A 25,919-nucleotide genomic window follows, 5' to 3' on the forward strand; every position below is an offset into this window, starting at 1 on the left:
TCCTAGTTAAAATTATACCCGTGTCATATTTAGCTGCTTGGGATGAATAACAAGTCTATGTGCGCTGACTTTGCGACAACTCGGTACGACAAAAAGCATCGATCTCGCGGAGTGCGATACCGATGCTTAGGACTAGTACTTGGATGTGCTGGTGTCCGATCTGACTGCAATTACATATTTTTATTTCCCGTACACTTCTTGTCTGGAATGAAATCCGTCAGCAATGACCGTCTGATCGATATTGTTGCGGTTGACCTCAATCGGGCTGAGCAATATAGACGGAACTTCAATCTTGCCATTATTCACATATTGTTTGGCGGTAATACTCTCATCCTTCGCCAGCTTGACCGCCATCTCAGCAGTAATCTCGGCAAGCTTACCGATAGGCTTATACACCGTCATCGTTTGCGTTCCTGCTACGATGCGCCGTATAGCAGCGAGATCGGCATCCTGCCCTGCAACCGGAATGCGTCCGGCAAGTCCATGTTCCTCTAATGCAGCCACTGCTCCCCCAGCGGTACCATCATTCGCTACAATGACGGCATCGACGTTGTTGTGGTTGGCAGTCAGCGCTTCACGCATGTTATTCTCCGCATTAGACGGCTTCCAGTCTCTTGACCATTGATCATATACGACGCGAATCTGCCCGTTGTCGATCCGTGGCTGTAATACATCGAATACGCCTTGCTTGAACATATGTGCGTTATTATCTGTGTCTGCGCCGCCGATATATACATATTTACCCTCTGGAACTAACTTGGTTATCGCTTCTGCCTGTAAGCGACCGACCTGCTCGTTATCAAAGGAGACATACAGATCGACATCGGCGTTTTTGACCAAGCGATCATACGACAGAACCTTGATGCCTGCGCGGTGGGCACGGTTCACGATAGCTGCTGTCGCTTCGGCATTATGCGGTACGATGACCAGCACATCTACCCCTTCGCTGATCATCTGCTCTGCCTGCTCAATCTGGATGGCATCATCGCTATTCGCAGATTGTACGGTAACTTCCGCTCCAAGGCGATGCGCTGCCTGAATGAACAACTGGCGATCCTTTTTCCAGCGTTCTTCGACCAGTGTATCCATTGCAAAGCCAATCCGAATAGGTCGGTCGGCTACAGACTTGCCAGCAGCTGCCGAACGTTGACTGGATAATGAGCTTGTGGAAGAGTTGGTAGATGGTGTGTATTGTTGCTTGGTAGACGGCGATCCTGCTGTAGAACCGTCAGTGGCAGAGTTCGGTAATGCCGTTGTTGCTGATGAAGTCGGTGGTTGCGGTTGTTCAGAGCTGGTTGTGCCGGGTGCCATAGTACAACCGCTCATGAGCAAGATGAATACTGTACTTAGAAAGATGAGCCATAGACTGTTGGTGAGACGATTGGTAGTCGATGTACAGCAGGTACTTTGCTCAGTTTCTTTTTCATATGATACATACGCTATATCTGCTTTGTGTATCACGGTAATTGCTGCGTCATCTAGCTTCATTCCCGTGCTCCCAGCAATGCCTTCCGATATTCCGTCGGCGAAACGTCACAGGACTTTTTGAATACTTTGCTAAAATAGTTCGGGTCACGGTAGCCGACCTCATAGGTGATCTCCTTGAGACTGCGCTGCGGATCTCCCATCAGCTTTTTCGCCCGATTGATTCGGCACTCGGTGAGAAAATCAATATAGTTCACACCCAGCTGCTCTTTGAACAATTTACTAATATAAAAAGGACTCAGCCCAAATTGCTCGGCGATGCCTTCCAGCGAAATATCCTGATGCGAATGTTCTGTAATGTACTGCTTCATTCGTCCAATCGTATCCGGCTTGACCCGCTGGGCGTATGCATCCGAAATACTGCGCATCTGCTCAATCATCAGCGACGTTTCATGACGCAGCTGACGATAATCCTGCACGGGTGAGGAATATACGGGCGGTTCCAGCTCCACTCCCATTTCGGTCAGCATGCGTGCAGCAATCCAGAGCCGCTGTAAAATTAACTGCTGCGCCTGTAACTGATCTCGCCCAGCCTGCTCATACTGATGCACCGCTTGCAAAATATCCTCTCGAATATGATCCCAATCGCCAAGGCGTACCTGATCAAATAATCGCTGCTCCGCCTGACGCGCCAGCGTACCTGTACCCGGCGAAGCAGTAGACGCATAATCATCATAAAACCGATACTTTACTGGTAAATAGGGATTGCTCGTTGCAATCAATGCCTCCTGATACGACTGCCGCAATCGCCCAAGCGAACTGCACGGATTGCCAATTCCGATAAAGCACTGCTCCCGCAGCTCCTGCCCGGCAACCGTCAATAGCTCGCGCGCCATATCTGATGCCTGTGCGCGAAACGATTGTCCAGCACGTCGGAAGCCGATGATCGGCACCTGTCGCCCGTTCAATGCACCGACCAGACCGTTGCCAGTGCGACTGATCGTTTCCCGAATCGCTGCATACAGATGCTCGGCGGCATCAGGAATAATGACCGCAAGTGCAAATTTCTCACTGTCGGGATCAACATCTAGCCAGCGCACCGTTTCGTCCAGATGCACATCATGTACATAGTCGAACAGCAGTTGGGTAACCATGTCGGTCTCAATGACCGGCAGTAGACGTTCCAATGTATCGTCGCGCTGCTTGCTCTGCTCACGGCTTTGACGTTCGGCATCAATCTCGGCGAACACCTTTTGGACCGTTGCCGTAATTTCGCCCGCTTTGCTTGGCTTGAGCAGGTAATCCTTTACTCCTAGCTTCAATGCCCGACGTGCATAATCGAAAGTATCATATGCTGTGATCATAATGAATTTGATCTCTGGAAAGGACGCTCCAATCTGTTCCGTCGTTTCTAGCCCGTCCATACCAGGCATTTTGATATCCATCAGAATGAGATGTGGCTGGAAGCTGGATGCTAGCTCTATTGCCAGTTTGCCATTTTTCGCCTGTGCAATCTCCAATTCCGGGAAACCTCGCTGCAAAATCGCTTCCAATCCTTCCCGCACCACCTGTTCATCATCGACGATAAGCAGCTTCATCATACGCGTCCCGTCCCCTTACTTTCGGTATTTTTAAAAGCACGCGTACGCCGCGTCCCTCGCTACTATGAATCTCGATAATATCGCGCACCCCATAAAACAGCCTCAATCGCTGCACTACATTCGTAAAACCAATACCCGTCGAATGCCCTTCACTCTCTACCTGCTCCTCATCCAGAATCTGCTGAATCTTCACATGACTCATACCGGGTCCGTCGTCAGCAATTTCCACCGTGACCGTCTCCCCGCTATCGCGGATCACAATCTCGATATTGCCACCATGCTCATCTGGCTCGACCGCATGAGTGATTGCATTCTCAATAATCGGTTGCAGCGTTAAGCCGGGAATTTGAATGGATAGGCAAGCTTCGTTAATATCGGTATGCAAGTGCAGCCTGTCGGTAAAGCGAGCTTTCTGAATTTCCATATACTGCCCGACCACTCGCACTTCGTCGTATAGCGTAACAGAACGATCCAACCGCTTGAGATTGTAGCGCAGCAGTCCGGCAACACTAACCAGCAGATCACTCGTCTCCTCCGCTCCTTCCAGAAATGCTTTCTTCGATAGCGTATCCAGAATATTGAACAGAAAATGCGGATTGATCTGACTTTGCAAGCTGCGTAGCTGGCTCTCCTGAAGCAGCAGCTTGTTCCGCTGCAATTCATTTTCCAGCTGTGCCTTCTGCTGAATCTCGGAGATCAGCCCATTGATGCTAATGCGCATATGCTCAAACATCTTTGCCAGAAACGAAATCTCATCCGACGAATTGACTTTCACTTGTAGATCAAATCGCCCTTTTGCTAGTTCCTGTGCTGCTTGAGTGAGCTGCTGAATCGGGCGTGTGATGCTGAGTGAGAACCAATAGGTGAACAGCAACAACCAGCAGGTCATCGTCAGCAGAATCCAAATGCCCAGTCGCTTCAATTCGCTGGATTGCTGAATAATTCCTCTGTAAAATTGCTCGTACGTCGTCAGTTCCCGATCCAGCAACGTAAGTGTCATATCAGAAATGTATTTGGAAATGCGTGTTGCTTCGGAAAAGGCATCCGCCGAATCTTCGGTTTCCTTTTCGGAGTGGAACATGACCGCACGCTCAGACGTTTCGATCAGACTATCGATTAGATTGATATAGCTCGTCAGCGCAAAATCGTTACCACTATTGCGCAGATTGCTAATATCCAGCTGGGCTTCCTGCAACTGCGTTTCTCGCCTGCGCAAACTGCTCAGATTGCCTTCGGTCGGCGTAATGAGATAACTGTTGAGCGAGGTAATCACCTGCTGGCTGGATGTTGTTACTTCATTCATGCGCAGGTAGCGCTGTAGAATCTCGTTATACTGATTCTCCGTCTTCTGGTTATAGTACATGAGCGTCACCCAGATCATCAGCATGATGAACATGATGATCGCCGTCAGTGTCCATATTTTCCGTTGGATGCTGATCATTGGACTTGCGCCGCCGTACGGATTGAAATGTCGGTCAGATACCCGTCTCTATTCAGAGGCAGCGTCTTGCCATTCAGCCACTGTATCATCATCTGTACGCTCACCTTTCCCATCTCGTCGGGCGATTGCTCCAGTATGCCATCTAGCTTGCCATCACGTAGCAAGGGCAGTACATCCGGGTTATCGTCAAAAGAATAGATTTTATACGATTCTATGCTAGAGCGTCGACTGATCTCCTGTACCATCGCTTCCGTCAGATTAGAATCAATCGATATGAAGGCGTTTACATTCGGAAAGCGGTTCATAATGTTTTGAGTAGCTGCGACGATCTTGTCGCGTACTTCCGGGGTTTGTACATATTCGGTATGAATACCGGGATATTGTTTGAGGATATGCTCCATGCCTTTGACACGCTGCTGCTGATCGTATTCATTGCGGTTATCGCCCATCAACACGACTGTGCCCTTTTTGCCCATATCTTGAATGAGCTTCTCGGCGATCAATTGGCCGGCAGCATGAGGGTCGGAACCGACATATGTTTTGCGCAGACTGCTCTGCATCGGTACATCACTAGCAACGGTAATGATGGGTATGCCGTAAAATGCTGCTTTTACCTTCGTCAAATTAACAAATTCGTCTGTGTCCAGTCCCTGCACGATAATACCATCTACCCGTGAATCGATGGCAATCTCCAATTGCTTGAGAAAGCTCTCCCGGTCACGTCCGTAACTGCCCCATACTTCGAGCTTGGCATCAAGATGCTGCGCCTGTTGTTCCGCTGCATTGCCTAACTGCTGCCAGAATGGAGTGCCCAGGTCAAAGGTGATCAGAACGAGCCGATACTTCGGTTGTTGTTGCGAACGGGTCAAAGGCAATTCATGCTCGGATTGAACAAATCGCATCGCTGCCATAATCGTAAAGATCAGTAGCGTCAAGGCGACAATCGCCAGTAAAGCGCTTACTTTTTTATGCAAATGAAAAATCCCTCATTTCGGCTACGATATCCGTATTATAGCACCGGAGAGGGTCAGGCTAGAAGATAGGAATGGATAATTTTTTGATGAGCTTTTGAGATGGGGATGTAGAGCAGCTATGTGGGGGGAAGTAGATATGCCAAAACGTAAAAGCATAACAACATCCATGCAACCATTGTTGATTCAGCTGTCCGTGTTCAATAACAATTAAATACAAATGCCGAATGAACCCATGTACGTTTTATTACTATACCAAACAGTACAAGCAGAACAACATCTATTCGCTGTTCTGCTTGTATCTATTATTATGTGTTGGAAAAAGTATAAATTTTATATACTGAATGGCTTTAGTCGAATCTTAGATTGTAATGATCCAACAACCTCTCTAAATGATGGCGTGGTTGAGATCAATTAGTGCAAGCTTTTCGCCCACTCATTTACTGTAATGACTTCTGCTTGTACCGGAAATACCTTTTCCGTTAACACACGATGTACTTCTGGGTCTGCATCAATACACGCATCGGACAATACCGTCAGCACATAATCCTTATCGGATGCTTCACGCAGTGTGGACAGTACAACACCACTGGTAGCAATCCCACTCAACACAAGATGCTCGATACGGTTGGAGCGTAAAATCACTTCCAGATCACTGCCGGTAAACGCACTAAAACGCTTTTTCATCACAACTGCTTCCCCCTCCTGCGGGGCAACGGCATCGTGAATCTTGATCTGCTCTGGATCTGTATTGCCACCGCGTGCAGCAACACCACCAAACATTTTGTTGCTTGGATGCACTTCCGGGTAACCGTCGCGGAAGCCGACATGAATATAGATGACTTGGATTCCATGTTCACGCGCGACTGCAATCGCTTGCTGGAATGGCTCCAACTGTTGCTCCTGCTGAACGAATCGGGATACGATGCTGTTTTGCATATCCATGACGAGTAGAGCTGTATTGTCTGCTGACATATGGAATTTCACTCCTTTAATTTGAAAATGGATGATCAGTACATTTCATGCTACGAGCTGAGATCACGACTTTAACTGCGACCAAATTATACTTGATCTTAGTATGACCAACCGGAGCGGGAAATGCAAAATGCTTGCTATTTTTATTTACAATCGAGCTCATCCATCACATGGAGGTCGATATCGGTGCAGTCAATGAGACAACAGACTTTCCGCTATCCTTTGAAATATTCAGCTTCAGCGATAACGCTTCTGCCAGTTGCCGAACCGGTACATACAAAGTACCATCATATACGATTGGACCTGTATATTTCGAAGTGATCAGCTGACAAATGTCGCTCTCTTGCTGGCATTGCATTGGTGGCTCGTACACTTTATTGTTATTGGGGCTACTGCCTTCGGACACGGTGTACGTCTCAATCTGATATCCCATGTCATGGCTCCCCCAAAAAATGGCAGCTTTGCCGTTGTGGGTTACCGTATATTTGTGATATGTAAACAGTTCATCTTCTATACTACCGCTAAACGAATAGCCTAATTTCTTGACGGTATCTCTGAGTGGTGCATAGAGAGTTCCGTTGTTCTCGTATACTCTGATCTTACTACTGGTAGTAGTTGTATTACTACCAGAGGAAGTATACAGGCGAAGCTCATATGCTGCTGAGACTGGAGTAGGCAACATACTTAGGAACAAAGTAGCGAGCAGAACGAAGGACAATAGTGATTGGATTCCTGATCTTATTGTTTTCATTATGTGGATTCCCCTTTCAAGATATATAGTATCTGTTTGAGGATATCATACGAAGCTAATGATGAGGTGTTTTGACTAACATTTTATTGAAATCTTATTGTCCAAATACAATCTCCTCAACTGATTGTACTGTAGCAAAACGTCGATGCCATACGTTCTCATGATGACGCATAATTTGCTCTGCTGATAATATACTGCTATCTAGCGTACTATGTGCATCGGCTGCGACAATATTATGCTGATAGCCAATACTGTAAGCATTACGAAGTGTCGTATCCAGGCAAAATTCTGTTTGTGCACCAGCAAAAATCATTTGTTCAATCTCATTTCGGCGCAACCAGTCCAATAAGCTTGTCCGATAAAAGGAATCCCAGCGCGTTTTGCGAATGACTGTGTCTTCTGGCTTACGCGACAACTGAGCACTGATCTCCCAATCTGGCGTACCTGGATATAACTCGTCGCTAGGATTCTCGTCACTGTGTTGGATAAATACAATCGGAATATCGTTATCCCGCGCTTTACCGATCAAAGTGTTCACATGCTCGATTAACGATTCGCGTTGATATAATGCGTTGTCCTTACTATTAAAAAAGATTTCCTGCATATCAATAATGATTAATGCCTGCTTCATTACGTATCCTCCATTCAATTGGGAATGCAATATAACCATTTTGAAATTTTAAATCGTTTGTTGTAATTGTGCAATGGCTTATGTTTCGATTGATTGTGTAAGGGTTGGTTGTAGTGGTTGTTGATACGGGTGATTTGGGTCTTATTATTGTGAATTTTTCATATGTTGAAATATTTATTTTGGGGTTGCAACTATCAAAATTGCAGAAAGATTGCTACATTTAATATTTCTTCTAATTTGTTCTCTTCCTCAGATCTTACTTAATCGCTTGGTTCGCTGGTTCGCTGGTTCGCTGGTTCGCTGGTTCGCTGGTTCGCTGGTTCGCTGGTTCGCTGGTTCGCTGGTTCGCTGGTTCGCTGGTTCGCTGAGCAATTGTGACTTGTTCTTTGGTTTATAACAAATTATTTTCTCATTTCGCTTTTCATTTTGAGGTTCTCTATTATGAATTTTTCATGTGTTGTTTTTTTTAATTATACTAGTATCGTAAAATTATGTTTTCTTTTCCGCCCATCATTTTTGCTCAAAAAAATCGGGAACACACGCCTCATTAAGCGAATGTTCCCGATTGATTCCAAGATTATTTTGTTTACTTTTGTAAAACTTACACCCCTGCTTATGCCGATAGTGCACGAAAATCCAGCACTCACACGGTTGCTCCCTCAGCATAACACACACAAGCACTAGCTCGTCTTGTCACATCTAACCGTGAGAACATTCATCAAGCATGAAACTGCTGACCATCATAAACCGCTTCCACGTACCCTGCACGAATAACAAAGTCACCGAAATGCTCATTGCTTTCGCGTTCTGTTGCATAGCGTTGGATGATCGGCTTCAGCGAAGACAGGATCTCCTCTTCACCGATATTTTCACGATACAGTTTGTTCAATCGACTACCGTCAAATCCGCCACCCAGATACATATTGTATTTGCCGGGTCCTTTGCCGATAAAGGACAGCTCTGCCAGCATCGGACGGGCGCAGCCGTTCGGACAACCGGTCATGCGTACGACGATATCTTCGTTGCGCAGTCCTGCCTGATCCAGCTCCAATTCCAGCTTGTCGATCAGCGTTGGCAGGTAGCGCTCTGCTTCCGCCATCGCCATACCACATGTTGGCAAGGATACACATGCCATGGAATTGCGGCGCAATGCGGAATAATGTGCGCCATCAGTCAGATGATATTGAGCGATGAGCGATTCGATCTTTTTCTTCTTCTGACTGCTGACATTGCCGATAATTAGATTCTGGTTTGGCGTCAAGCGGAAGTCGCCAGTATGAACTTTGGCGATTTCGCGTAGTCCAGTCATGAGCGGATAATCCTCCAGATCGACGATACGACCATTTTGTACAAATAATGTGAACATCCATTTGCCATTGTTGCCTTTGACCCAACCATATCGATCACCATTATGGTCAAATTGGTATGCACGCGCTTCCTGCAATTGCCAGCCGAGACGTTCATGCAGCTCGGCTACGAGCCAATCCAACCCACGGTCATCAATCGTATATTTGAAACGAGCGTGTTTACGTACAGCACGATCACCATAGTCGCGTTGAATGGTGACTACTTTCTCTGCTACATCGATCATTTGCTCTGGTGTAATAAAACCGATCACTTTGGACACCTGCGGATAGGTCGCAGTATCACCATGTGTCATTCCCATACCGCCGCCAACTGCAACGTTAAAACCAGCCAAACGACCATTTTCTACAATCGCGATAAAGCCAAGATCCTGTGAAAAGACATCTACATCGTTAGACGGTGGAACCGCGATTCCAATCTTGAATTTGCGCGGCAGATAGACTGCGCCGTAGATCGGCTCTTGCTCGGTTTCGGTGTCGCGGCTGTCGATAATTTTCTCCTCATCTAGCCAGATTTCGTGATAGGCACGAGTCTGTGGATCAAGATGGGTACTGACTTTACATGCCCAATTGTATACTTCGGCATGCACATACGATTGATCTGGGTTGGTATTACACATGACGTTACGATTCACGTCACCACAGGCTGCCAGTGTGCTGAGTAGTGCATCATTCACTTCGCGGATCGTGTTTTTCAGATTCCATTTTAATACGCCATGCAGTTGGAATGATTGACGTGTAGTAAGACGGATCGTTTCATTGCCATACTTGTGCGAAATGCTATCCATCATCAGCCATTGTGCAGGTGTAACGATACCGCCAGATGCACGAACACGCAGCATGAATTGGTACGCGGGTTCCAGCTTTTGCTTGTTCCGTTCGTTACGCAGATCACGGTCGTCCTGCATATAACTGCCATGGTGCTTCATCAAGCGGTTGTCATCCTCGGGGATGGAACCGGTAATAGGGTCTTTGAGCGTTTGCTCCAGACTACCACGCAGGTAAAAGCTATTTCGTTTAATATCCTCGACGTCACTATGCGGACAGTCATGAGGTGGAAATTTTTCATATTGGACCATGTTCAGTTCTCCTCTCGTAATCGCGGGCGTTTCCCCATTCAGCCATTGTCGCTCAATATACGTCCCGCTGATAACGTTTTTGCTGCAACATATTGCTCATATATTGTGCAGCTTCTTCCTGACTCATCTTGCCTTCTTCTATTAAAATACTTTCCAATGTCAGATGAACATCGTTTGCCATATGCTTCTCATCACCGCATACATACACGACGGCGCCCTGCTCAATCCATTCGTACAGTTCACGGCTACGCTCCTTCATCCGGTGCTGGACATACACCTTCTGGTCGCTATCACGAGAAAAGGCTACATCCATTCGTGTGAGCACGCCATCTTTGAGCCAGCGCTGCCATTCCGTTTGATACAGGAAATCCGTGCCGAAGCGGCGGTCGCCGAAGAACAACCAGCTCTTGCCCTCTGCTCCTGTCTCTTCACGCTCAGCGATAAAAGAACGGAATGGCGCTACACCTGTCCCCGGTCCAATCATAATGATCGGAGTGGAGTCATCATGTGGCAGCTTAAAGTTGTCATTGTGCTGAATGTATACCGGTAGCGAATCGCCTGCTTCCAGTCGTTCAGCCAGATGCACAGAGCAGACGCCATAGCGTTGACGACCGTGCTGCTCGTATTCGACTTTGCGTACAGTCAGATGCACTTCATCCGGTGATGCTTTGAAGCTACTGGAGATCGAGTACAATCGTGCAGGGATTTTACGCAGCAGGGATAATAGTTCGTCTGCTGGAATGTCGCTCAGTGCAAAGTCGCGGATCAGATCCAACAGATCGCGCCCCTGTACATACGTCCGCAGATCCTGCTGTCGTTCCTCTGCCAGCAAATTATCCAATTGCTCGTTATCCGCTAGTCCAGCGATCTTTTCCAATAACGGTTTGCTTAATGTTGTAATCTCATAATGATGCAGCAATGCTTCGCGGATGCTCAACTGATCGCCATTCTTGTTAATCGTAATGGATTCATCAGCATTCCAGCCCGTTTGCTGCAAAATATCTTCTACCAGCTGCGGGTGATTTTGCGGATAGACACCAAGACTGTCGCCCGGCGCATAGCTTAGACCGGAGCCTTCTAGTGACAGCTCTACATGCCGGGTTTCCTGATCTGAGCCGCGACCGTTCAGATTCAGATTTTCTAGTACTTCTGCTGGAAAAGGATTCGTACGATGGTAATCCGATTCCACTGCGGAACCAGCAGTACCTTCTGCTACCGCAGGTGCACTAGCCGATGCTGCACTGACTTGACCAAGGGCAGATAGTACCGCGCCAATCCACTCGCCTGCCGCTTCTTCAAAATCCACATCACAATCAGCACGATCTACAATGCGCTGCGCGCCGAGTTCTTCCAATCGTTTATCAAAGTCCTTACCCGTCTGACAGAAAAATTCATACGATGTATCGCCCAGACCGAGAACAGCAAATTTGGCTTCTGACAGCTTCGGCGCTCGCTTGCTATTCAAAAATTCATAAAATGGAATCGCATTATCCGGCGGATCGCCTTCTCCTTGCGTACTGGCGAGAATGAACAAATTGCGGACCTTTTTCAAATTGTTCGTTTTGTAATCGCCCATGGACGACAGTGTAACATCGAAACCTTGTGCGGTTAGTTGCTGAGTCAGCTTTTTCGCCAAGCCCTGCGCGTTACCCGTTTGCGAACCGAATAGAACGGTTACTTCTTTTGGTACGTCCGGTACTGCTGGTGTTGCAGCAGCTGATGTTGTTGCTTCATTCGCTGTGGTTGGAGCCGCTACGGTATTACCCGCTTGCAGTGAAGCGCTCAGATAACCGTTCAGCCAGATGCGCTGTGTGTCGTTCAAAGTTGGCAGCAGACGATTCAGCAGCTCTGCTTGCTCTTGTGTAAAAGGACTGTTAGTAGCTTGAAATTCCAACGATATCCACCCCATCATTTAGTAACGACCGTCATGTAGCCGTTACTAATTCCTAGTATACTGCTCAGATTAATCTATGCTTATTTGAACTTATCATAGTCCAGCAAAGCGGTCAATTAGAATGCCTTATAGGTCTTATCAGTTCTGCTGATGAACGGGGAAATCACGAAAAAAAGCCTTTTCCGCAGCGTGATCCAACGGCGTAATGACTGTTGAATTTGCTGGGAAAAGGCAGTTTGTTATTTTACATAAACACCGAATCCGTACGTGATATTATGAAACTCATCCCATTTTGCAGATACACTGTACTCGTAATATCCGGGTTTGGCTGGAACTGCGAAGCTACGATTGTTCAGCTTTTGTGGGATGTATTTGTCGTCTTTGACCATGAAGACATTCAATTGTGTGGGTGTGCCAGTTAATTGTACGTTCAGTTGAGAAGAAGGCTTGAGCTGTAGCGCCTTCTCCTTGATCTCCTGATCTGTTGTTCCAGGCAAATAACCAACACCTGCCACGCCCACCTCGTTGCCAGAATAATCGACCGTTGTCCAGATCGAAGCTAAATATTGTAGCGGCAGTGGTTTCGTTCCGCTGTTAATCTGCACTTTGTTTACGGCAAAGGTAAGTGGAGACTTGGTCTTCAACAGCAGATTGCGTAATATGTCCGCTTGTTTTGTCGAAATCTCCTGTACGATTTGAGATGAACCTCCTGAGATTGTAAGCAGCGCTGGTTCACTATATGTATGTCCAAGTGATAGTTGATACGATGCGACTTCGTTGTCTGTTGTTTTCATCGATAACTCATAGTCAGTTGCTTGCTGTGCACTACTTTGTGAAGGTGTACTATGAACAATCGCCTGCTGGAACAATTCGATAATCACTTTGTCGGTATACGTTCTTGAGGTACAGGTGGTGGAGCTTGCTTCTACAGGTGCTTGAATTTGCTCAGAACAGGTCGCCGTGATGGATTGTGTGCGGTTGACTATGTCCAGCATTTGTTCTGGTGTCGCTGCCCATGATGGAGTGGAAGGTGCGAGCAGGCTAACTACAAGCGTCGTCAGCGCAAGCCAGACCGTGCTTTTACGTGTGATGATGTGCATTCATGAATCTCCTCACTATATTCTATATTATGTATAACATTTAAATTATAGAATATTTTGGGATATCATGCATCATTCATTTGATATGCATATGACGCGGAATAATCAATCCGGCTTTAATCAACCTTTACGAAGAGAGAATATGTGCTGGATAAACTGTTCCTTATATTCTGTATACTCCGCAATGCCGTGCTGTTGCCGAGTAGTAAAGTCCATTTTCAACTGTGCATACTGCTGCCTCGCTTCCTCGTGTACATTCATATAATCGCGAAAAAACAACATATCCAACCAATGCTCGCTCCCATACGGAATCATATGAATAAAATGCGTTTTCACGCGAAACTCTGCATCGGCAAAACGGGCAAACACCACTTCTTGCTGGCGCTGTACCCGTAACCGATAAAATCCAACCGCACGCAGCGGTTGATCATAAACTGACCATTGCGATTCCTGTTTCTCTACACCAAGGGCAATGTCGATGATTGGCTTTGCCTGTAATCCCGTAATCGCCGTACTGCCAATATGCTGAATGCGATCTGCGGTAAAAGAAGGTAACTGCTGTAACAGCTCACTGCTTATCTGTTCATATTCCTTTTTCCATAATGGATCATGCTCTACCAGCAGCACTTGATCCGGCTGCAAGCCAAGCTGCGGACGCTTCATAGCCAACCTCCTAGTCTACATTCCTTTGAAGTGTCAATCTAACGAGTAGCTTCCCTTCGGATCACAGGCATCTCCGCATCTGTATCTTATAGAATCTAGGCACCTGCACGTTACGGAACCTAAGCATCTGTACGATTACTTTTTAGCCAACCCTGCTTGCTTGAGAAATGCATTCTGTTTACTTGTACTTCCAAACAGCAGGTACAAGATCGATTCGCGTTGATAATCTTCCAGCGTTTGTAATTGCTCTGCGACGAGCGGAATCCATGTACCCTGCTGCATCAGCTGATCTCCCAGCCCTTTGACGGGTTTGGCAGATTGACCGCTACCTAGCAAAATGTTCAATAATACGGGTAACGTTTGTTCGTCCAGTCCGTGAGCTTCGACAAAAGCAGCAGCATATGGATTATGCGCCGATTGATGCTCGGTATCTACCAATTGCATATACTGACTTAATAATGGGAAATAGTCACGACTGTACAATCCCAGCCCCAAAATAGCATACGTGCCCGGCATGACTGATTTCTCACCCGGCTCTACATCCTCATACCATGCAAACTCCTCCATCACCTTTTCGCCGTATTGCGCAAGTAGCGGATACAGATTAGGATATTGCAGCGCATTGGCGAAGAAACGATGTAACGGCGATTTTGCTAGACTCTTCACTGGTAGTAGGTGCTTCTCTTTACTGCTGAACTTCATTTTATATTGATGTGGAAATCCTTCTTCCAGCAGATCGCACAGATAGGTCAGCGCTTCACTATAGGCTGCTTCCTCTTCCGCTGCCAGTCGAAGTTCAATCTGTTGCAGCACATCGTTGGCTTTGCCGCTAAAATGTTCATTTTTACGCTCATGCTCTACATTACCGCTGCCTTGTTTTATATACATAGCAGCCCGCTGGCTATGCAGCTGTACCGCATATTGTAGATACAGCTTACGCTGCTCTGCATCCTCCTTACCAATTCGCATAGCAGCATACAGGAACATCTCCAGTTCATCAGGATCAACCTCTTCCGCAATTACTTCACCTCGCAGCGTTAGATCGACTGTATACTCATTGTCTGAATCAAAATATTGCTGCAAAAAGATATCATTCGCCCAGAACTTCAATGCCATCGAAGACGTAGACTGCCATCTCTCATATTGCGACCGGAATGAAAATAACTTCAGATCAACATACTCAAATAGCGGCGCCAGTGTCTGTACATCCGTCGGTGTAATATCCTTATTCAGCATCAGATTCGCAAAAAAATACAGATCGCGTTCGTTAGGTAAATGATGCAGATCTGCATAAATCTTTTCGTCAATAAACAACTGCAACTCTTGCTTCAACGCCTCTAACTTGACTGGATTGATAAACGTTTCAGTGTACACGTACACCTCATCTGGCTGTTCACTGGCAAATGCAAGCTGCCAATCCAGCTTGTAATCAAACATTCGCTTGCCGTATTGATCCGACAGGAACAAATCATGCAGCTGTTCACGAAACGCAGGCATGAATTCTTGTTCCAATGATGTAATTGTCAATTGTTCCCGATCCACATCGCTGTCCCATGTATAAGCCGTATCGCTCCATGAGAACGGCTCCTCGATCTCTACGAAATATTTCCCTGTTTGCTGACCTGAACCGCTGAATCCTGAACGCCCTGTCTGATAACCAACGCGCACATAATCGCGAAATCCCACCTGAAGCGGACTGTGCTTGCTGATCTCGTCAATTCGGCGCTGCTCCTTGCTGTAGACTTGCTCTAGCTGTGTCCATGTTTCGTCCAGTAACTGCTTTATATGCGGATTCATTACAATTGCTCCTTTGTTATAACGTAGTTTCTGGTCACCTATGCTATACCTATGTAGACTTACATATTGATCGCAATATGTAAGCTCATTTCTTACAACTCTCCATCGTCTTTCCCTGAACCTTTTCCTTGCTCTATCTCCATAGTGCAGTACTCTACTCCGTCTTCAGCAGCTCCGACTTGGCAAATGTACAAAATTCCTGCAACTGCTCGCTCGAAGCAAAGCCAGCCTGAGCGATGCGGTCGTTACCGCCACCTTTGCCGCCATACGTAGATAGATGCTGCTTGAAGAAGGCACCACAGGTCAACTGCGGATGACCGTTTTGTGCTAGTACGATTTTGTAATCCTGCTCACTGGACAGCAGTACGGTCAATGTCCGGTTATCTAGTAACTGTGCAGCCAGACGCTGCAAATCCTGTAACGATTTATCGGCAAAATGATGCGTAAGCAGCGGTTGCTCCTGCTGCTCATCGATTGAGGACAGTAGTGTATGCAGCAGATATGCATCGTTTTCGCTACGCAGACGCTCCAGCTCTTCCCGTTGTTGGCGCTGCTCCTGCTCCCATTTGTCAAAGCGTCCTACAATATCGCGCCGCCCCGTATTGAAGCGCGCAGCGATATGATCAAGAATGTGCAGACTTTCGCTATAATCGTTCCAGACGCGCCAGCCATATTTAAAATAGAGCCGGATATGCCCCTTTGTTTTCTCCGCTTTGTATAGCTTGATCATGCCCAGCTCGCCAGTACGCGATACATGTGTACCGCCGCATGCATTGTGCTCAATGCCTTCGATCTCTACGATGCGTACATGATCGGTCACCGATGGCGGCTTAACAAGCGTCAGCGTCGCTAACTGCTCTGCATCGACAAAATAGCTGTTTACCGGAATATTACGATAAATGATCTCGTTGATCTTCTTCTCTACTGCCAATAACTGACCAGCTGAACAATCCGGCGTATCTACATCAATCGTCGATTCCTGCTCACCCAGATGAAAGCTCAGCGTTGGCGCAGACAACATCTCCAAACAAATTGCCGACAGCAAATGCTGCCCGCTATGCTGCTGCATATGGTCGAAGCGACGCTGCCAATCGATCTCACAATACACCTCTGCACCGTTCGGCTGCTCTGGCAAACTCGGCAGCTGATGCAACACTTGCCCGTCTCGACGCTGTACATCCAGCACCGGAATCCCATCAATCGTACCGATATCGCACGGTTGCCCGCCACCATGCGGGTAAAAGGCAGTCTGACTGAGCGTCACATAATACTGCCCATCCTGCTCTACTATATGCTCAATGACCGCACTCCAGCTGGTCAAATACGATGAATCAAAATACAGTTCCTTCATGCTTCCTTCTCTCCCTGACGATGCTCTGCTGCTGCCAGTGTTTTGATCATGTTACGATGCGGAATGCCCACCTCGATAAACGGTTCATCGAAGACGGTATAGTTCAATTTTTCATAAAAAGGCAATGCCACTTGGCGTGCATGTAATACGATGTGTATGTACCCTAGTTCATGCGCTACCTGTTCCGCGCGCTCCACCAATCTGCGACCGATGCTCTTGCCACGCAGTGATTCGTCGACTGCAACCTGCTTCATCTGAACGGTATCATCGTCGACCTTTTTGAGCAGTAATACACCGACAATGCGACCTTCATACAGCGCACACAGATGCATCGCCTCATCTTCTCCGATCAATTGCTCGTTATGAATGCTCATGCCGAGCGGCTGACGAAGCACCAGATCACGCAACTCTAGCGTCAACGGGTACAGCTCACTAGTCGTATTGATTTGTTGAATGATAACTTCCTTCATCTCCTGTTCCTCCTACATCCATAAAATCATCTACGTTTATGACAAAGTTAATCATATCCACCGCCGAAGATCAAGGATGCGCAGGCAAAAGCCGCTGCTTGCCGTACAACAATCAAAAACGATGCGCCTGAATAGACGCACCGCAAAGAAAAATTATATTTTGTTATATGTCCTTATGATGTCATGCCCATATACTAAAACGTGCATTATTAACTTTGTGATATCAAAAATCAAAATTGTCGGGATCTGCACCAAAGCGCTGATCTTTGTTCAGATCATCAATGCGCTTCATATCAGCAGACGACAGCTCAAAGTCATAAATATCGGCGTTTTGTATAATACGCTCCTGCTTGATCGATTTCGGAATCGTAACGATGCCACTCTGAATATCCCAGCGCAGCAACACCTGCGCAATCGACTTGCCATACGTATTGGCGATTTCTTGCAAAGTGGGATCATTCAACAGACGACCCTGTGCAAGTGGTGCCCATGCTTCGATCTGAATACCGTTTTCTTTGGAGAACTTACGTAGCTCCACCTGACTGAGCAGTGGATGCAATTCCACCTGATTGACAACCGGCTTGATCTCCGCATCAGCAAGCAAATCTTGCAGATGATGTATTTGGAAATTGGATACGCCGATTGCACGGACTTTGCCTTCCTTATGCAGCTGCTCCAGTGCTTTCCATGTTTCTTTGTATTTGCCTTTGACCGGCCAATGTACGAGGTAGAGATCGATATAATCCAGACCAAGTTTGCTGATGCTCTGGTCAAATGCTTGTAACGTGCTATCATAGCCCTGATCAGAGTTCCACACTTTGGTCGTGATGAATAGTTCTTCCCGCGGTACGCCAGACTCACGAATCGCCTGACCAACACCGTCTTCGTTCTGATACAGAGCAGCGGTATCAATTAATCGATACCCTGCTTCAATCGCCCATTTGACCGAGCGGATTACTTCATCGCCTTCTTCGACCTTGTACACACCTAGACCGAACCATGGCATCTTCACGCCATTGGATAGTTCAACAGTAGATTGCAAATGTAGCATACTCATTCTTCCTCCTTCAGCGCTTACGATGTGGAAGCGCAATCTTCGATATATAGTCATAGTAGATGCTGTTGATCTTCCTTTTCTCATTATACCTTACATGAATATCAACTTGGAATTGAAGGAAATACAGATCACCTGAATCATTTACAGCTGCGATATACTTAGCTCATATCTGTGCGACTGTTGCGCCCGGCTTGTCGTTTGAAGATTCGCTTCACACCCGGCTCGACCAGCCAGCTCGACATCACCCGTACACTGCTCAGTGACAACATAAACGTAATCAGCAATCCTAATGGAATTAACAACAATCCGCGTACAGGCACATCCACAAACCATTCATAAAATCCGCTCACCGTCAGTGCCATCACGAGAAACCCATGCAGCAAATACGTATACAGCGTATTGCCGCCCATACCCGACACTCCGGCAATGCGACGCTGCGGCATCAGGCTCATTACCGATGCACCTACAAGCACAGCTAGCGCATATACACCGACCCGATAGATGCCGGCAGACCATTCGTTATGACCGAGCGATTCATACGAGAAGCTTCCATATAACCATTCTTTATCAATCTGCGGCGCATAGACGCCCAGCACAATGAACGCCCCGACCAATACAAACACCGCCATAATCCGCATCATCGGCGTACGCAACCGGTCAATCCACGACCGATCCATATAATACCCAAGCAGGAAAAACGGGAAAAATACAAGCGTCCGCGATACACTGGCATAATATTCCGCATCATTCGCATAACCTGCCCATAGCGCCAGCACAACGGTCAGCGGTAACGCATACTTAATACGAATCATATACGGCATCGCCGTTTTCCACAGGATCATGCTGAAGAAGAACCACATCAACCAATACGGTGTGAAAAAGGAAAATACCAGCTGCTCACGTCCATATAACCAGTAATCCCATACCGAATACAACGATTCAAAAATGAGATACGGCAAGATCAGCTTGCTAACCACTTTATTAAAATAATCGCCTGTCCCGATATGTTTGGCAAAATAACCAGATATCAGCACAAACAGCGGAATATGAAAACTGTAAATCAACAAATATAGCGGCTGTAACAATGGATTGTCATACAGCGGCTCAATCAGATGCCCGATCACGACCAGCGCAATCAGTACAAATTTTAAATTATCAAAATACGCATCCCTCGTCGGCATATTATATTGCACACTCCCTTCGCCCACAGACGGCACCGCCTCATTGTCATCATACGACTGCTGATGCCTTCTGGTTTTGTGATAATGCGATGGAGGGAAATCATCACGCTTGCTTTACATTTCTGGTATGATTAACAGCAACCAACGCTGTACAATCGCTTTGGGGTCTTATACCCTACCTCGCCGGACATGAACCCCATTATACCAACCTACCGGCTTGATATCCAATTTGGAACATATTGAGGTTGATGATCATGATGAACCACGCTGAGCTGGATCGATACTTGCGCAGCATCAATGCAATCGAAGCGATCCAGATTCATACCGGGCAAAATGTACCTGAATTTGGTGGCATCGAACTGCTGACACGAGCAGATGAGAAGTACCCGCGTATGCCAGAGGAGCTGTTTTTTGATAACGGTTCCATTTTTATAAGCAAGCACCATCGCTTTGCACCGATGCCGATTCATGTGCATTCGTTTGTCGAGATCAATTATATGTATGCCGGATGCTGTACACAGGTGATCAACGGTCAGCGTATTACATTGCAATGTGGACAGATGTGTCTGCTGGATATGGATGTTCCGCATGAATTGGAGCCGCTCGGTGAGCAGGATATTCTCGTGAATATTATTATGAAAAAGGAGACGCTGTCCGCTGCTTTTCTGAATCGACTCAGTCGCAACGGTCTAGTCGGGCAGTTTCTGCTGAACGTGATTACCGAGAACAGTCGGCATGACCGATATGTTATTTTTCATGCGCAGGATAACGACAATCTGCATTATATGCTACGCAATATGATGTGCGAGTATTTTGATCCGACTGCGTATTCGCAGGAGATGATCTATAGCTATACATTGGTCATGTTTACCGAGCTGATGCGTGTGTACCAGCATGATACGAATTATCAGGTGGCAGGCGCTTCCGGGCGTACAAGTCTGCTGGAAGTGCTGCAATATATCGAAGAGCATTATCGTACGTGCACACTGAAGGAGCTAGCGCGCCAGTTCAGCTTTAACGCTAATTATTTGAGCAATCTGTTGAAAAAGCAAACCGGGCAAACCTTTTCCCAGCTTGTGCGTTCCCAGCGAATGCTGCATGCCGCCGAGCTGCTACGCCAGACAGATCGCAGCATTGAGCAGATTGTCGAAGAGGTCGGGTATGAAAGTCTAAGCTTTTTCTATGATAAATTTGCCGGATATTACGGTATGACTCCAGCTCAATATCGCAAACAGCACCAAAATAGCCGCAATCCTCGCTGACGGATGATTGCGGCTATTGCGCTATGATCGTGAATGTAAATGTGCGATTTATGGTAACGCGTATGGAACGACATTACGATACGACTTATGGTACGACATCACGGTATAGCAACGGTCAAACTTATGATATGAGGTTACAGTATATTCGTATCTCTAATAACAGAGTTGTAGTTCCAATAATAGAGCGATGACTCTGCATTCTACTATTATGCCGTAACTACAAGTTATATTTGCGCAATAGATACGTCGGTGTGCAGCTCCACGCATGGCAATAGCTGTTGATCAGATGACTGCCATAAGGCGAAAATTCCTTATCCTGCGGATCATACAGCTCCCAGAATGTATCTGCTCCATCGTTTAACATACCGCCCCAGTAAGCTTTCATCTCGGAAATGGCAGTGTCATGATCTCCCGCAAGGATCAACGCCTCGATCAGATGATGCACCATGTACGGGGTCGTCAGTGGAACGGCAACGTTCTCTTGCAACATGCGATTCAATAGCTCGCGATTCTGTCGCTGATCCAGCACACCAGCAAGCACCATCCAGATTTGCGATGCTTGTGACACTTGTCGCTCATGACCGCTGACAAAATAGCCCTGCTGCTCATCCCACAGTTGTTCCAGTGTTGCATCTACGATCTTGTCCAACCATTGGCGCAGTTCGGCTTCCTGTTCATCATGCAGCAGATGTGCCAGCTCCGCCGCTTGTCGCAGCGCATAGATCAACACGCCCTGACTTGGTGCTTGCTTGTTCAGCTGCGGACGCCAGTCGATAAATGACCACCATTCTTCCGTATCGCGTACAATCAGCTGTTCATCCAGCCGTTGTAGCGCCAGCTCTACTTGTCGATGCGCGGTGCTCCATAATTGCGCTAACGTCTCCATATCCCCAGTTGCCTGCACATAGTCATACAACACCGAGACAAAGAACAACGAATAATCAAACAAATACGTATCATCTGGAATGACATGTGGCTTGATAAACAGATTGGCGCTCACCTGCCCCTGTTCATTCGGATACGCAGCGAACAGATATAGACAGCGTTTCACAAGATCGGGCTGCGGCAGACTGGTATAACTCGCTAGCGCCTGCAAACGCAAATCGCCTAGCCATAGACGGCGATCACGCTTCGGTCCGTCCTCGAATACTTCTTGCATACAATCCGCCAGCGTCTTAATGCTGACTTCATCCATGCGGTTCAGTTCGGCATCCATATGATTCAATGGCTGTACATTGCCCATATCCGCTGAACTCACTGTCCGGCAATTCACATGTCGAAATGAAACATTGTACTTTACTGAGGAAGCGATCACTTCTAATTTCACATACCGAAAGCTGTATCGACGCTCCAATACAAGTGAAGTCGGCAGTACGTCGATATAGACCGACTGCTCTTGTAACCATGAACTGCTTAACCAGCCATCATACTCGGCAAAAGGCACCGCCAGCTCTACCGGCATTTCTCCAAATGTCAGCTTCAGATGCAGTGGCGCATCCGGTGGACTGCCAATCGGCTCGATGTGCAGCGACAATTGCCCTACCAGATGCTGCCCAAAGTCTAATACAACTTCGTCTCCTTTACCAAACGTCATCTGTTCCAATTGCTCTGGCTCACCAGCATCTGCCGTGCGCCAGCCATGAATGACTTGATCATCAGGCACGAGCGTAACAAGTCGCACGGGCAATACATCGGTATGATGCATGACCGGCAGCAATGATTCTGCTGTAGTAGCAAAAGCTTTATTTTCAACAATTCGCTGTTCTGTAATCCTTTGTAGGGAAGGGTGGCTCATAAGTGGTTCCTCCTCTGTTGGCATATGAATAGTTTGGTTTCTGCTTGTTATACCAGTTGGATACTGACTTGCCGTACGGGCTTCATAGCTTGCTACCGCACTATGTGCATCACTTGTTGCCACATTGTATGGATTGCGTGTTGCGTGTTGCGTGTTGCGTGTTGCGTGTTGCGTGTTGCGTGTTGCGTGTTGCGTGTTGCGTGTTGCGTGTTGCAGCATTGTATTCATCACTTGTCATTTGTCAAGACGAAGTATTGTCATGAAATACTATGTTCCCCTGCGCAGCTGCTGGAACTGAAGCAGATGGTATCGATGCTTCGTCTTCACGACCAGCCGTCAATTCGTCCAGCTCCTGACGGATACGATCAAACTTTTTGTCCAGATTGTAAAAGCACATCACAATCATCGAGATGATGACCAGCACAAGCGGAATCCAGATATAGTTGAGCTTGATCGCGAACAATGCTTGCGGTGTTTGCTGCTGATTCGCCACATATCCGCCCCATGTAAGCAGCCAACCGGACACGGCGCCTGCTACCGCCATAGCGATTTTGCCAATAAATCCATTTAGAGATGAGATAATGCCTGCCGCATTGATACCTGTTTTCCATTCTCCATAATCGACCGGGTCTGCCTGCATGGAAAAATAAATACTTTGCCGCAATCCAAAGCCAATGGCTGACACGACTACACCCGTCATCAGAATAGTCAAATTCGTATTGCCAATCGCCATAATGACCAAACCAACCAGATTGATAGCACTCGCGATCATGAATACGGTCTTTTTGTACATCAATCGAGCGATTAACGGAGTGGCGAATACGCCGACCAATGGCACAAATGAACCGATGCCTGCTGCCAGACTCGCCAGCCCCGGCTCCCGCAAATAATACGTAAAATAATAGATCAATGCCCCCTGCTGGAAAAAGTACGATCCCCACATAAAAATAATATTCAGTGCAAAGATCAGCCACGGTGGATTCTTCGTCAGGCTGGCGAATGCTTGCGCTACCGGGACTTTTTTCGGACGCAGCACTTTCACCTTTTCCTCTACATTGCGGAAGGTAACGAAGAACATCATCATGCCGACAATCGCAAATATAACAATCGTCCAGAAGTACCCGGATGCTGTCGAGCCGCCGCCCAGACTTTGTACAAGTGGCAACGTACACAGACTCACAATCGTCGCCCCGATACAGGAAAAGATAATGCGCACCGTTGCCAGCACTGTTCGCTCCTGCCCATCACTAGTCAGACTTGGCAAAATCGATGCCATCGGAATATTGACCATCGTATACGCAATCGAGATGCCCAGATACGTCAGATACGCATATACGAGCCGTCCGGTCTGCCCGACATCCGGCACATAAAAAGCAAGAATCGCCAGTACTCCAAACGGAATCGCTCCCCACAAAAAGTACGGACGCGACTTGCCCCAACGCGTGTTCGTTTTGTCGATAATCACGCCCATCGCCGCATCTGCTACACCATCCACGATCCGGGTTACGAGAAACAGAATACTAACCTGCGCCGCTGCTAGACCAACCACGTCGGTGTAATAAATCATCAGATAGAGCGTAATCATCTGCCAGATCAGGTTGCAGGCAAAGTCTGCTAATCCGTATCCAATCCGCTGCTGCCACATTCCTGTAACCGCCTTCATAAAACTCACTCCCCATTTCGCATCAATCTATTCAGCTGCATCCTTCCGACCATACGCGGTGCAGCCATGTTCTTATTAAAGCGCTTTCTCAAAAGAGCAACAATGTGGGAAATACGGCTAAACTTCCTCTTTTTACAGGTGTGTTGTTTTGCAGGAATTTTGCAGAAGTTTTACAAAAGTCTCGTAACAGACTTCCTTTTCACCACCTATAATTTCCATGCAAAAAGGCAGGCACCGTCATAATGACAAGGTGCCTGCCCAAATATAGAAAGCATATTTTTGTAGCATAGAATCATGATTAAAAATCATCAATGAGAGGATTAATGAACAGCAATCCTTACTCCGCTGTTACCGATTCTCGCAATCCAGCGACACGACTAATAATATCGTATGAATGCAGTCGTGCCTGATGATCATGGATCATGCTTGTAATGATCAACTCATTGACACCCGTTTCCTGAATATACTGCTCTAGCCCGCGTTTGATCGTCTCAGGTCCACCCTTGATCGACGAGCGAAGCTGTTTTTCCACGGCTGCCTTTTCATAATCTGTCCATTTGCCAGACATATCGGCTGGCGGCTGAATTTGACCGGTGCGACCGCGAATGATGTTCAGAAATTGCTGCTGCATCGTTGTACTCAGCCATTCCGCTTCTTCATCTGTATCCGCCGCAACGATGTTGACGCCAAGCATCACATATGGCTCTTGTAGCACATCCGATGGCTGGAAGTATTCGCGGTACATACGAATCGCCCGCTGCAAGTAATCCGGCGAGAAATGACCGGCAAATGCGAATGGCAAGCCTTTTTGCGCTGCCAGCCGTGCACTGAAATCACTAGAGCCGAGCAGCCAGATCGGCACATGCAGACCTTCACCCGGTACAGCTCGCACTGGTGCGTGATACGATGTCGCTGATTCGTCAAAAAACTTCGTCAGCTCATCCAGCAATTCCGGGAAATCCTCACCGCTGTTTATATCCCGGCGCAGCGCCAGCGTTGTGCGGCGATCGCTACCGGGAGCGCGTCCCAGCCCTAGATCAATTCGACCCGGATACATCGATTCCAGCGTACCAAACTGCTCCGCAATGACAAGCGGGGCATGATTCGGCAGCATGATACCACCTGCTCCAATACGAATCGTGCTTGTGCCCGCAGCCAGATAACCAATTACGACGGATGTAGCGGAACTGGCTACGCCCGGCATGTTATGATGCTCTGCCACCCAGTAACGATGATAGCCCCATTTCTCAGCGTGCTGCGCGAGATCGAGGCTATTTTGAAACGATTGAGCGGCGGTTGATCCGGCGTTGATTGGTGCCAGATCCAGAATAGATAATTGTATATGTCCCGATTGATCGGGTTGATGAAATGATGATGCAGACATTGAACTGCCTCCTTTGAAATGAATGTCTAGAGGTTCAATATCCTATTATGATCTTGTTGAATCG

The 25,919-nt window shown here is 47.2% G+C and carries 20 protein-coding genes; 1 reads left to right on the top strand and 19 read right to left on the bottom strand.

Annotation, left to right across the window (positions count from 1 at the left end):
• Positions 1-180 precede the first annotated feature (180 nt).
• From xylF to ACDE64_RS11915, 16 genes are all read right to left on the bottom strand, one after another.
• Positions 181-1,488, bottom strand: coding sequence for a D-xylose ABC transporter substrate-binding protein (gene xylF, locus ACDE64_RS11840; protein ID WP_411350170.1), 1,308 nt, complete (start codon positions 1,486-1,488; stop codon positions 181-183).
• Positions 1,485-3,026 carry a response regulator gene (locus ACDE64_RS11845; RefSeq protein WP_411350171.1) on the bottom strand — a complete coding sequence of 514 codons (1,542 nt, stop codon included), beginning with the start codon at positions 3,024-3,026 and terminating at the stop codon, positions 1,485-1,487. Before ACDE64_RS11845 ends, xylF begins: the two co-directional genes overlap by 4 nt.
• Positions 3,001-4,467, bottom strand: coding sequence for a sensor histidine kinase (locus ACDE64_RS11850; protein WP_411350172.1), 1,467 nt, complete (start codon positions 4,465-4,467; stop codon positions 3,001-3,003). The genes ACDE64_RS11845 and ACDE64_RS11850 overlap by 26 nt, the downstream gene beginning before the upstream one ends.
• The gene (locus tag ACDE64_RS11855) at positions 4,464-5,441 is read right to left on the bottom strand and encodes a sugar ABC transporter substrate-binding protein (RefSeq protein WP_411350173.1); all 978 of its coding nucleotides are present in this window, start codon (positions 5,439-5,441) and stop codon (positions 4,464-4,466) included. The genes ACDE64_RS11850 and ACDE64_RS11855 overlap by 4 nt, the downstream gene beginning before the upstream one ends.
• 411 nt (positions 5,442-5,852) lie before the next feature.
• The gene (locus ACDE64_RS11860) at positions 5,853-6,413 is read right to left on the bottom strand and encodes a cysteine hydrolase family protein (protein ID WP_411350174.1); all 561 of its coding nucleotides are present in this window, start codon (positions 6,411-6,413) and stop codon (positions 5,853-5,855) included.
• A 166-nt stretch (positions 6,414-6,579) separates the two neighbouring features.
• A complete protein-coding gene (locus ACDE64_RS11865; RefSeq protein WP_411350175.1) occupies positions 6,580-7,164 on the bottom strand; it encodes a hypothetical protein in 585 nt (194 codons plus the stop codon).
• 94 nt (positions 7,165-7,258) lie between these two features.
• Entirely contained in the window at positions 7,259-7,795 is a 537-nt protein-coding gene (locus tag ACDE64_RS11870) for a cysteine hydrolase family protein (protein WP_411350176.1), read from the bottom strand.
• Between the two features lie 718 nt (positions 7,796-8,513).
• The gene (gene cysI, locus ACDE64_RS11875) at positions 8,514-10,238 is read right to left on the bottom strand and encodes an assimilatory sulfite reductase (NADPH) hemoprotein subunit (protein ID WP_411350177.1); all 1,725 of its coding nucleotides are present in this window, start codon (positions 10,236-10,238) and stop codon (positions 8,514-8,516) included.
• Positions 10,239-10,290: 52 nt separating this feature from the next.
• Positions 10,291-12,132: an assimilatory sulfite reductase (NADPH) flavoprotein subunit gene (locus ACDE64_RS11880; RefSeq protein WP_411350178.1), complete on the bottom strand. Its 1,842-nt coding sequence runs from the start codon at positions 12,130-12,132 to the stop codon at positions 10,291-10,293.
• A gap of 239 nt (positions 12,133-12,371) precedes the next feature.
• On the bottom strand, positions 12,372-13,232 hold the full coding sequence (locus tag ACDE64_RS11885; protein WP_411350179.1) for a hypothetical protein: 861 nt from the start codon (positions 13,230-13,232) through the stop codon (positions 12,372-12,374).
• Between the two features lie 120 nt (positions 13,233-13,352).
• Entirely contained in the window at positions 13,353-13,895 is a 543-nt protein-coding gene (locus ACDE64_RS11890) for a GrpB family protein (RefSeq protein ID WP_411350180.1), read from the bottom strand.
• Positions 13,896-14,030: 135 nt separating this feature from the next.
• Positions 14,031-15,692, bottom strand: coding sequence for a DUF6138 family protein (locus ACDE64_RS11895; RefSeq protein ID WP_411350181.1), 1,662 nt, complete (start codon positions 15,690-15,692; stop codon positions 14,031-14,033).
• Positions 15,693-15,846: 154 nt separating this feature from the next.
• A complete protein-coding gene (locus tag ACDE64_RS11900; protein WP_411350182.1) occupies positions 15,847-17,043 on the bottom strand; it encodes an alanyl-tRNA editing protein in 1,197 nt (398 codons plus the stop codon).
• Positions 17,040-17,513 (bottom strand): GNAT family N-acetyltransferase, encoded by a 474-nt coding sequence (locus ACDE64_RS11905; RefSeq protein WP_411350183.1) that lies wholly within the window; start codon positions 17,511-17,513, stop codon positions 17,040-17,042. The genes ACDE64_RS11900 and ACDE64_RS11905 overlap by 4 nt, the downstream gene beginning before the upstream one ends.
• A 223-nt stretch (positions 17,514-17,736) precedes the next feature.
• On the bottom strand, positions 17,737-18,564 hold the full coding sequence (locus tag ACDE64_RS11910) for an aldo/keto reductase (RefSeq protein ID WP_411350278.1): 828 nt from the start codon (positions 18,562-18,564) through the stop codon (positions 17,737-17,739).
• A gap of 164 nt (positions 18,565-18,728) precedes the next feature.
• Entirely contained in the window at positions 18,729-19,751 is a 1,023-nt protein-coding gene (locus ACDE64_RS11915) for an acyltransferase family protein (protein ID WP_411350184.1), read from the bottom strand.
• A gap of 254 nt (positions 19,752-20,005) precedes the next feature.
• On the opposite strand from ACDE64_RS11915, the gene ACDE64_RS11920 reads away from it, so the two are divergent.
• Complete coding sequence (locus ACDE64_RS11920) at positions 20,006-21,013, top strand: AraC family transcriptional regulator (protein WP_411350185.1); 1,008 nt, start codon at positions 20,006-20,008, stop codon at positions 21,011-21,013.
• A 217-nt stretch (positions 21,014-21,230) separates the two neighbouring features.
• Here the strand turns inward: ACDE64_RS11920 and ACDE64_RS11925 are convergent, their stop codons facing one another.
• From ACDE64_RS11925 to ACDE64_RS11935, 3 genes are all read right to left on the bottom strand, one after another.
• The gene (locus tag ACDE64_RS11925) at positions 21,231-22,808 is read right to left on the bottom strand and encodes a sugar hydrolase (protein ID WP_411350186.1); all 1,578 of its coding nucleotides are present in this window, start codon (positions 22,806-22,808) and stop codon (positions 21,231-21,233) included.
• A 241-nt stretch (positions 22,809-23,049) separates the two neighbouring features.
• Entirely contained in the window at positions 23,050-24,471 is a 1,422-nt protein-coding gene (locus ACDE64_RS11930; RefSeq protein WP_411350187.1) for a glycoside-pentoside-hexuronide (GPH):cation symporter, read from the bottom strand.
• A gap of 337 nt (positions 24,472-24,808) precedes the next feature.
• Complete coding sequence (locus ACDE64_RS11935) at positions 24,809-25,855, bottom strand: LLM class flavin-dependent oxidoreductase (protein WP_411350188.1); 1,047 nt, start codon at positions 25,853-25,855, stop codon at positions 24,809-24,811.
• Between the last annotated feature and the right edge of the window lie 64 nt (positions 25,856-25,919).

This window comes from Paenibacillus sp. WLX2291 (genome assembly GCF_046603665.1).
Classification (GTDB): domain Bacteria; phylum Bacillota; class Bacilli; order Paenibacillales; family Paenibacillaceae; genus Saccharibacillus.

What these genes read in the sequence shown, in the direction of transcription:
- xylF (WP_411350170.1), bottom strand. Translation starts at nt 1,488, where the DNA reads ATGAAGCTAGATGACGCAGCAATTACCGTGATACACAAAGCAGATATA.
- ACDE64_RS11845 (WP_411350171.1), bottom strand. Translation starts at nt 3,026, where the DNA reads ATGATGAAGCTGCTTATCGTCGATGATGAACAGGTGGTGCGGGAAGGA.
- ACDE64_RS11850 (WP_411350172.1), bottom strand. Translation starts at nt 4,467, where the DNA reads ATGATCAGCATCCAACGGAAAATATGGACACTGACGGCGATCATCATG.
- ACDE64_RS11860 (WP_411350174.1), bottom strand. Translation starts at nt 6,413, where the DNA reads ATGTCAGCAGACAATACAGCTCTACTCGTCATGGATATGCAAAACAGC.
- ACDE64_RS11865 (WP_411350175.1), bottom strand. Translation starts at nt 7,164, where the DNA reads ATGAAAACAATAAGATCAGGAATCCAATCACTATTGTCCTTCGTTCTG.
- ACDE64_RS11870 (WP_411350176.1), bottom strand. Translation starts at nt 7,795, where the DNA reads ATGAAGCAGGCATTAATCATTATTGATATGCAGGAAATCTTTTTTAAT.
- cysI (WP_411350177.1), bottom strand. Translation starts at nt 10,238, where the DNA reads ATGGTCCAATATGAAAAATTTCCACCTCATGACTGTCCGCATAGTGAC.
- ACDE64_RS11885 (WP_411350179.1), bottom strand. Translation starts at nt 13,232, where the DNA reads ATGCACATCATCACACGTAAAAGCACGGTCTGGCTTGCGCTGACGACG.
- ACDE64_RS11890 (WP_411350180.1), bottom strand. Translation starts at nt 13,895, where the DNA reads ATGAAGCGTCCGCAGCTTGGCTTGCAGCCGGATCAAGTGCTGCTGGTA.
- ACDE64_RS11895 (WP_411350181.1), bottom strand. Translation starts at nt 15,692, where the DNA reads ATGAATCCGCATATAAAGCAGTTACTGGACGAAACATGGACACAGCTA.
- ACDE64_RS11900 (WP_411350182.1), bottom strand. Translation starts at nt 17,043, where the DNA reads ATGAAGGAACTGTATTTTGATTCATCGTATTTGACCAGCTGGAGTGCG.
- ACDE64_RS11905 (WP_411350183.1), bottom strand. Translation starts at nt 17,513, where the DNA reads ATGAAGGAAGTTATCATTCAACAAATCAATACGACTAGTGAGCTGTAC.
- ACDE64_RS11910 (WP_411350278.1), bottom strand. Translation starts at nt 18,564, where the DNA reads ATGCTACATTTGCAATCTACTGTTGAACTATCCAATGGCGTGAAGATG.
- ACDE64_RS11915 (WP_411350184.1), bottom strand. Translation starts at nt 19,751, where the DNA reads ATGCCGACGAGGGATGCGTATTTTGATAATTTAAAATTTGTACTGATT.
- ACDE64_RS11920 (WP_411350185.1), top strand. Translation starts at nt 20,006, where the DNA reads ATGATGAACCACGCTGAGCTGGATCGATACTTGCGCAGCATCAATGCA.
- ACDE64_RS11925 (WP_411350186.1), bottom strand. Translation starts at nt 22,808, where the DNA reads ATGAGCCACCCTTCCCTACAAAGGATTACAGAACAGCGAATTGTTGAA.
- ACDE64_RS11930 (WP_411350187.1), bottom strand. Translation starts at nt 24,471, where the DNA reads ATGAAGGCGGTTACAGGAATGTGGCAGCAGCGGATTGGATACGGATTA.
- ACDE64_RS11935 (WP_411350188.1), bottom strand. Translation starts at nt 25,855, where the DNA reads ATGTCTGCATCATCATTTCATCAACCCGATCAATCGGGACATATACAA.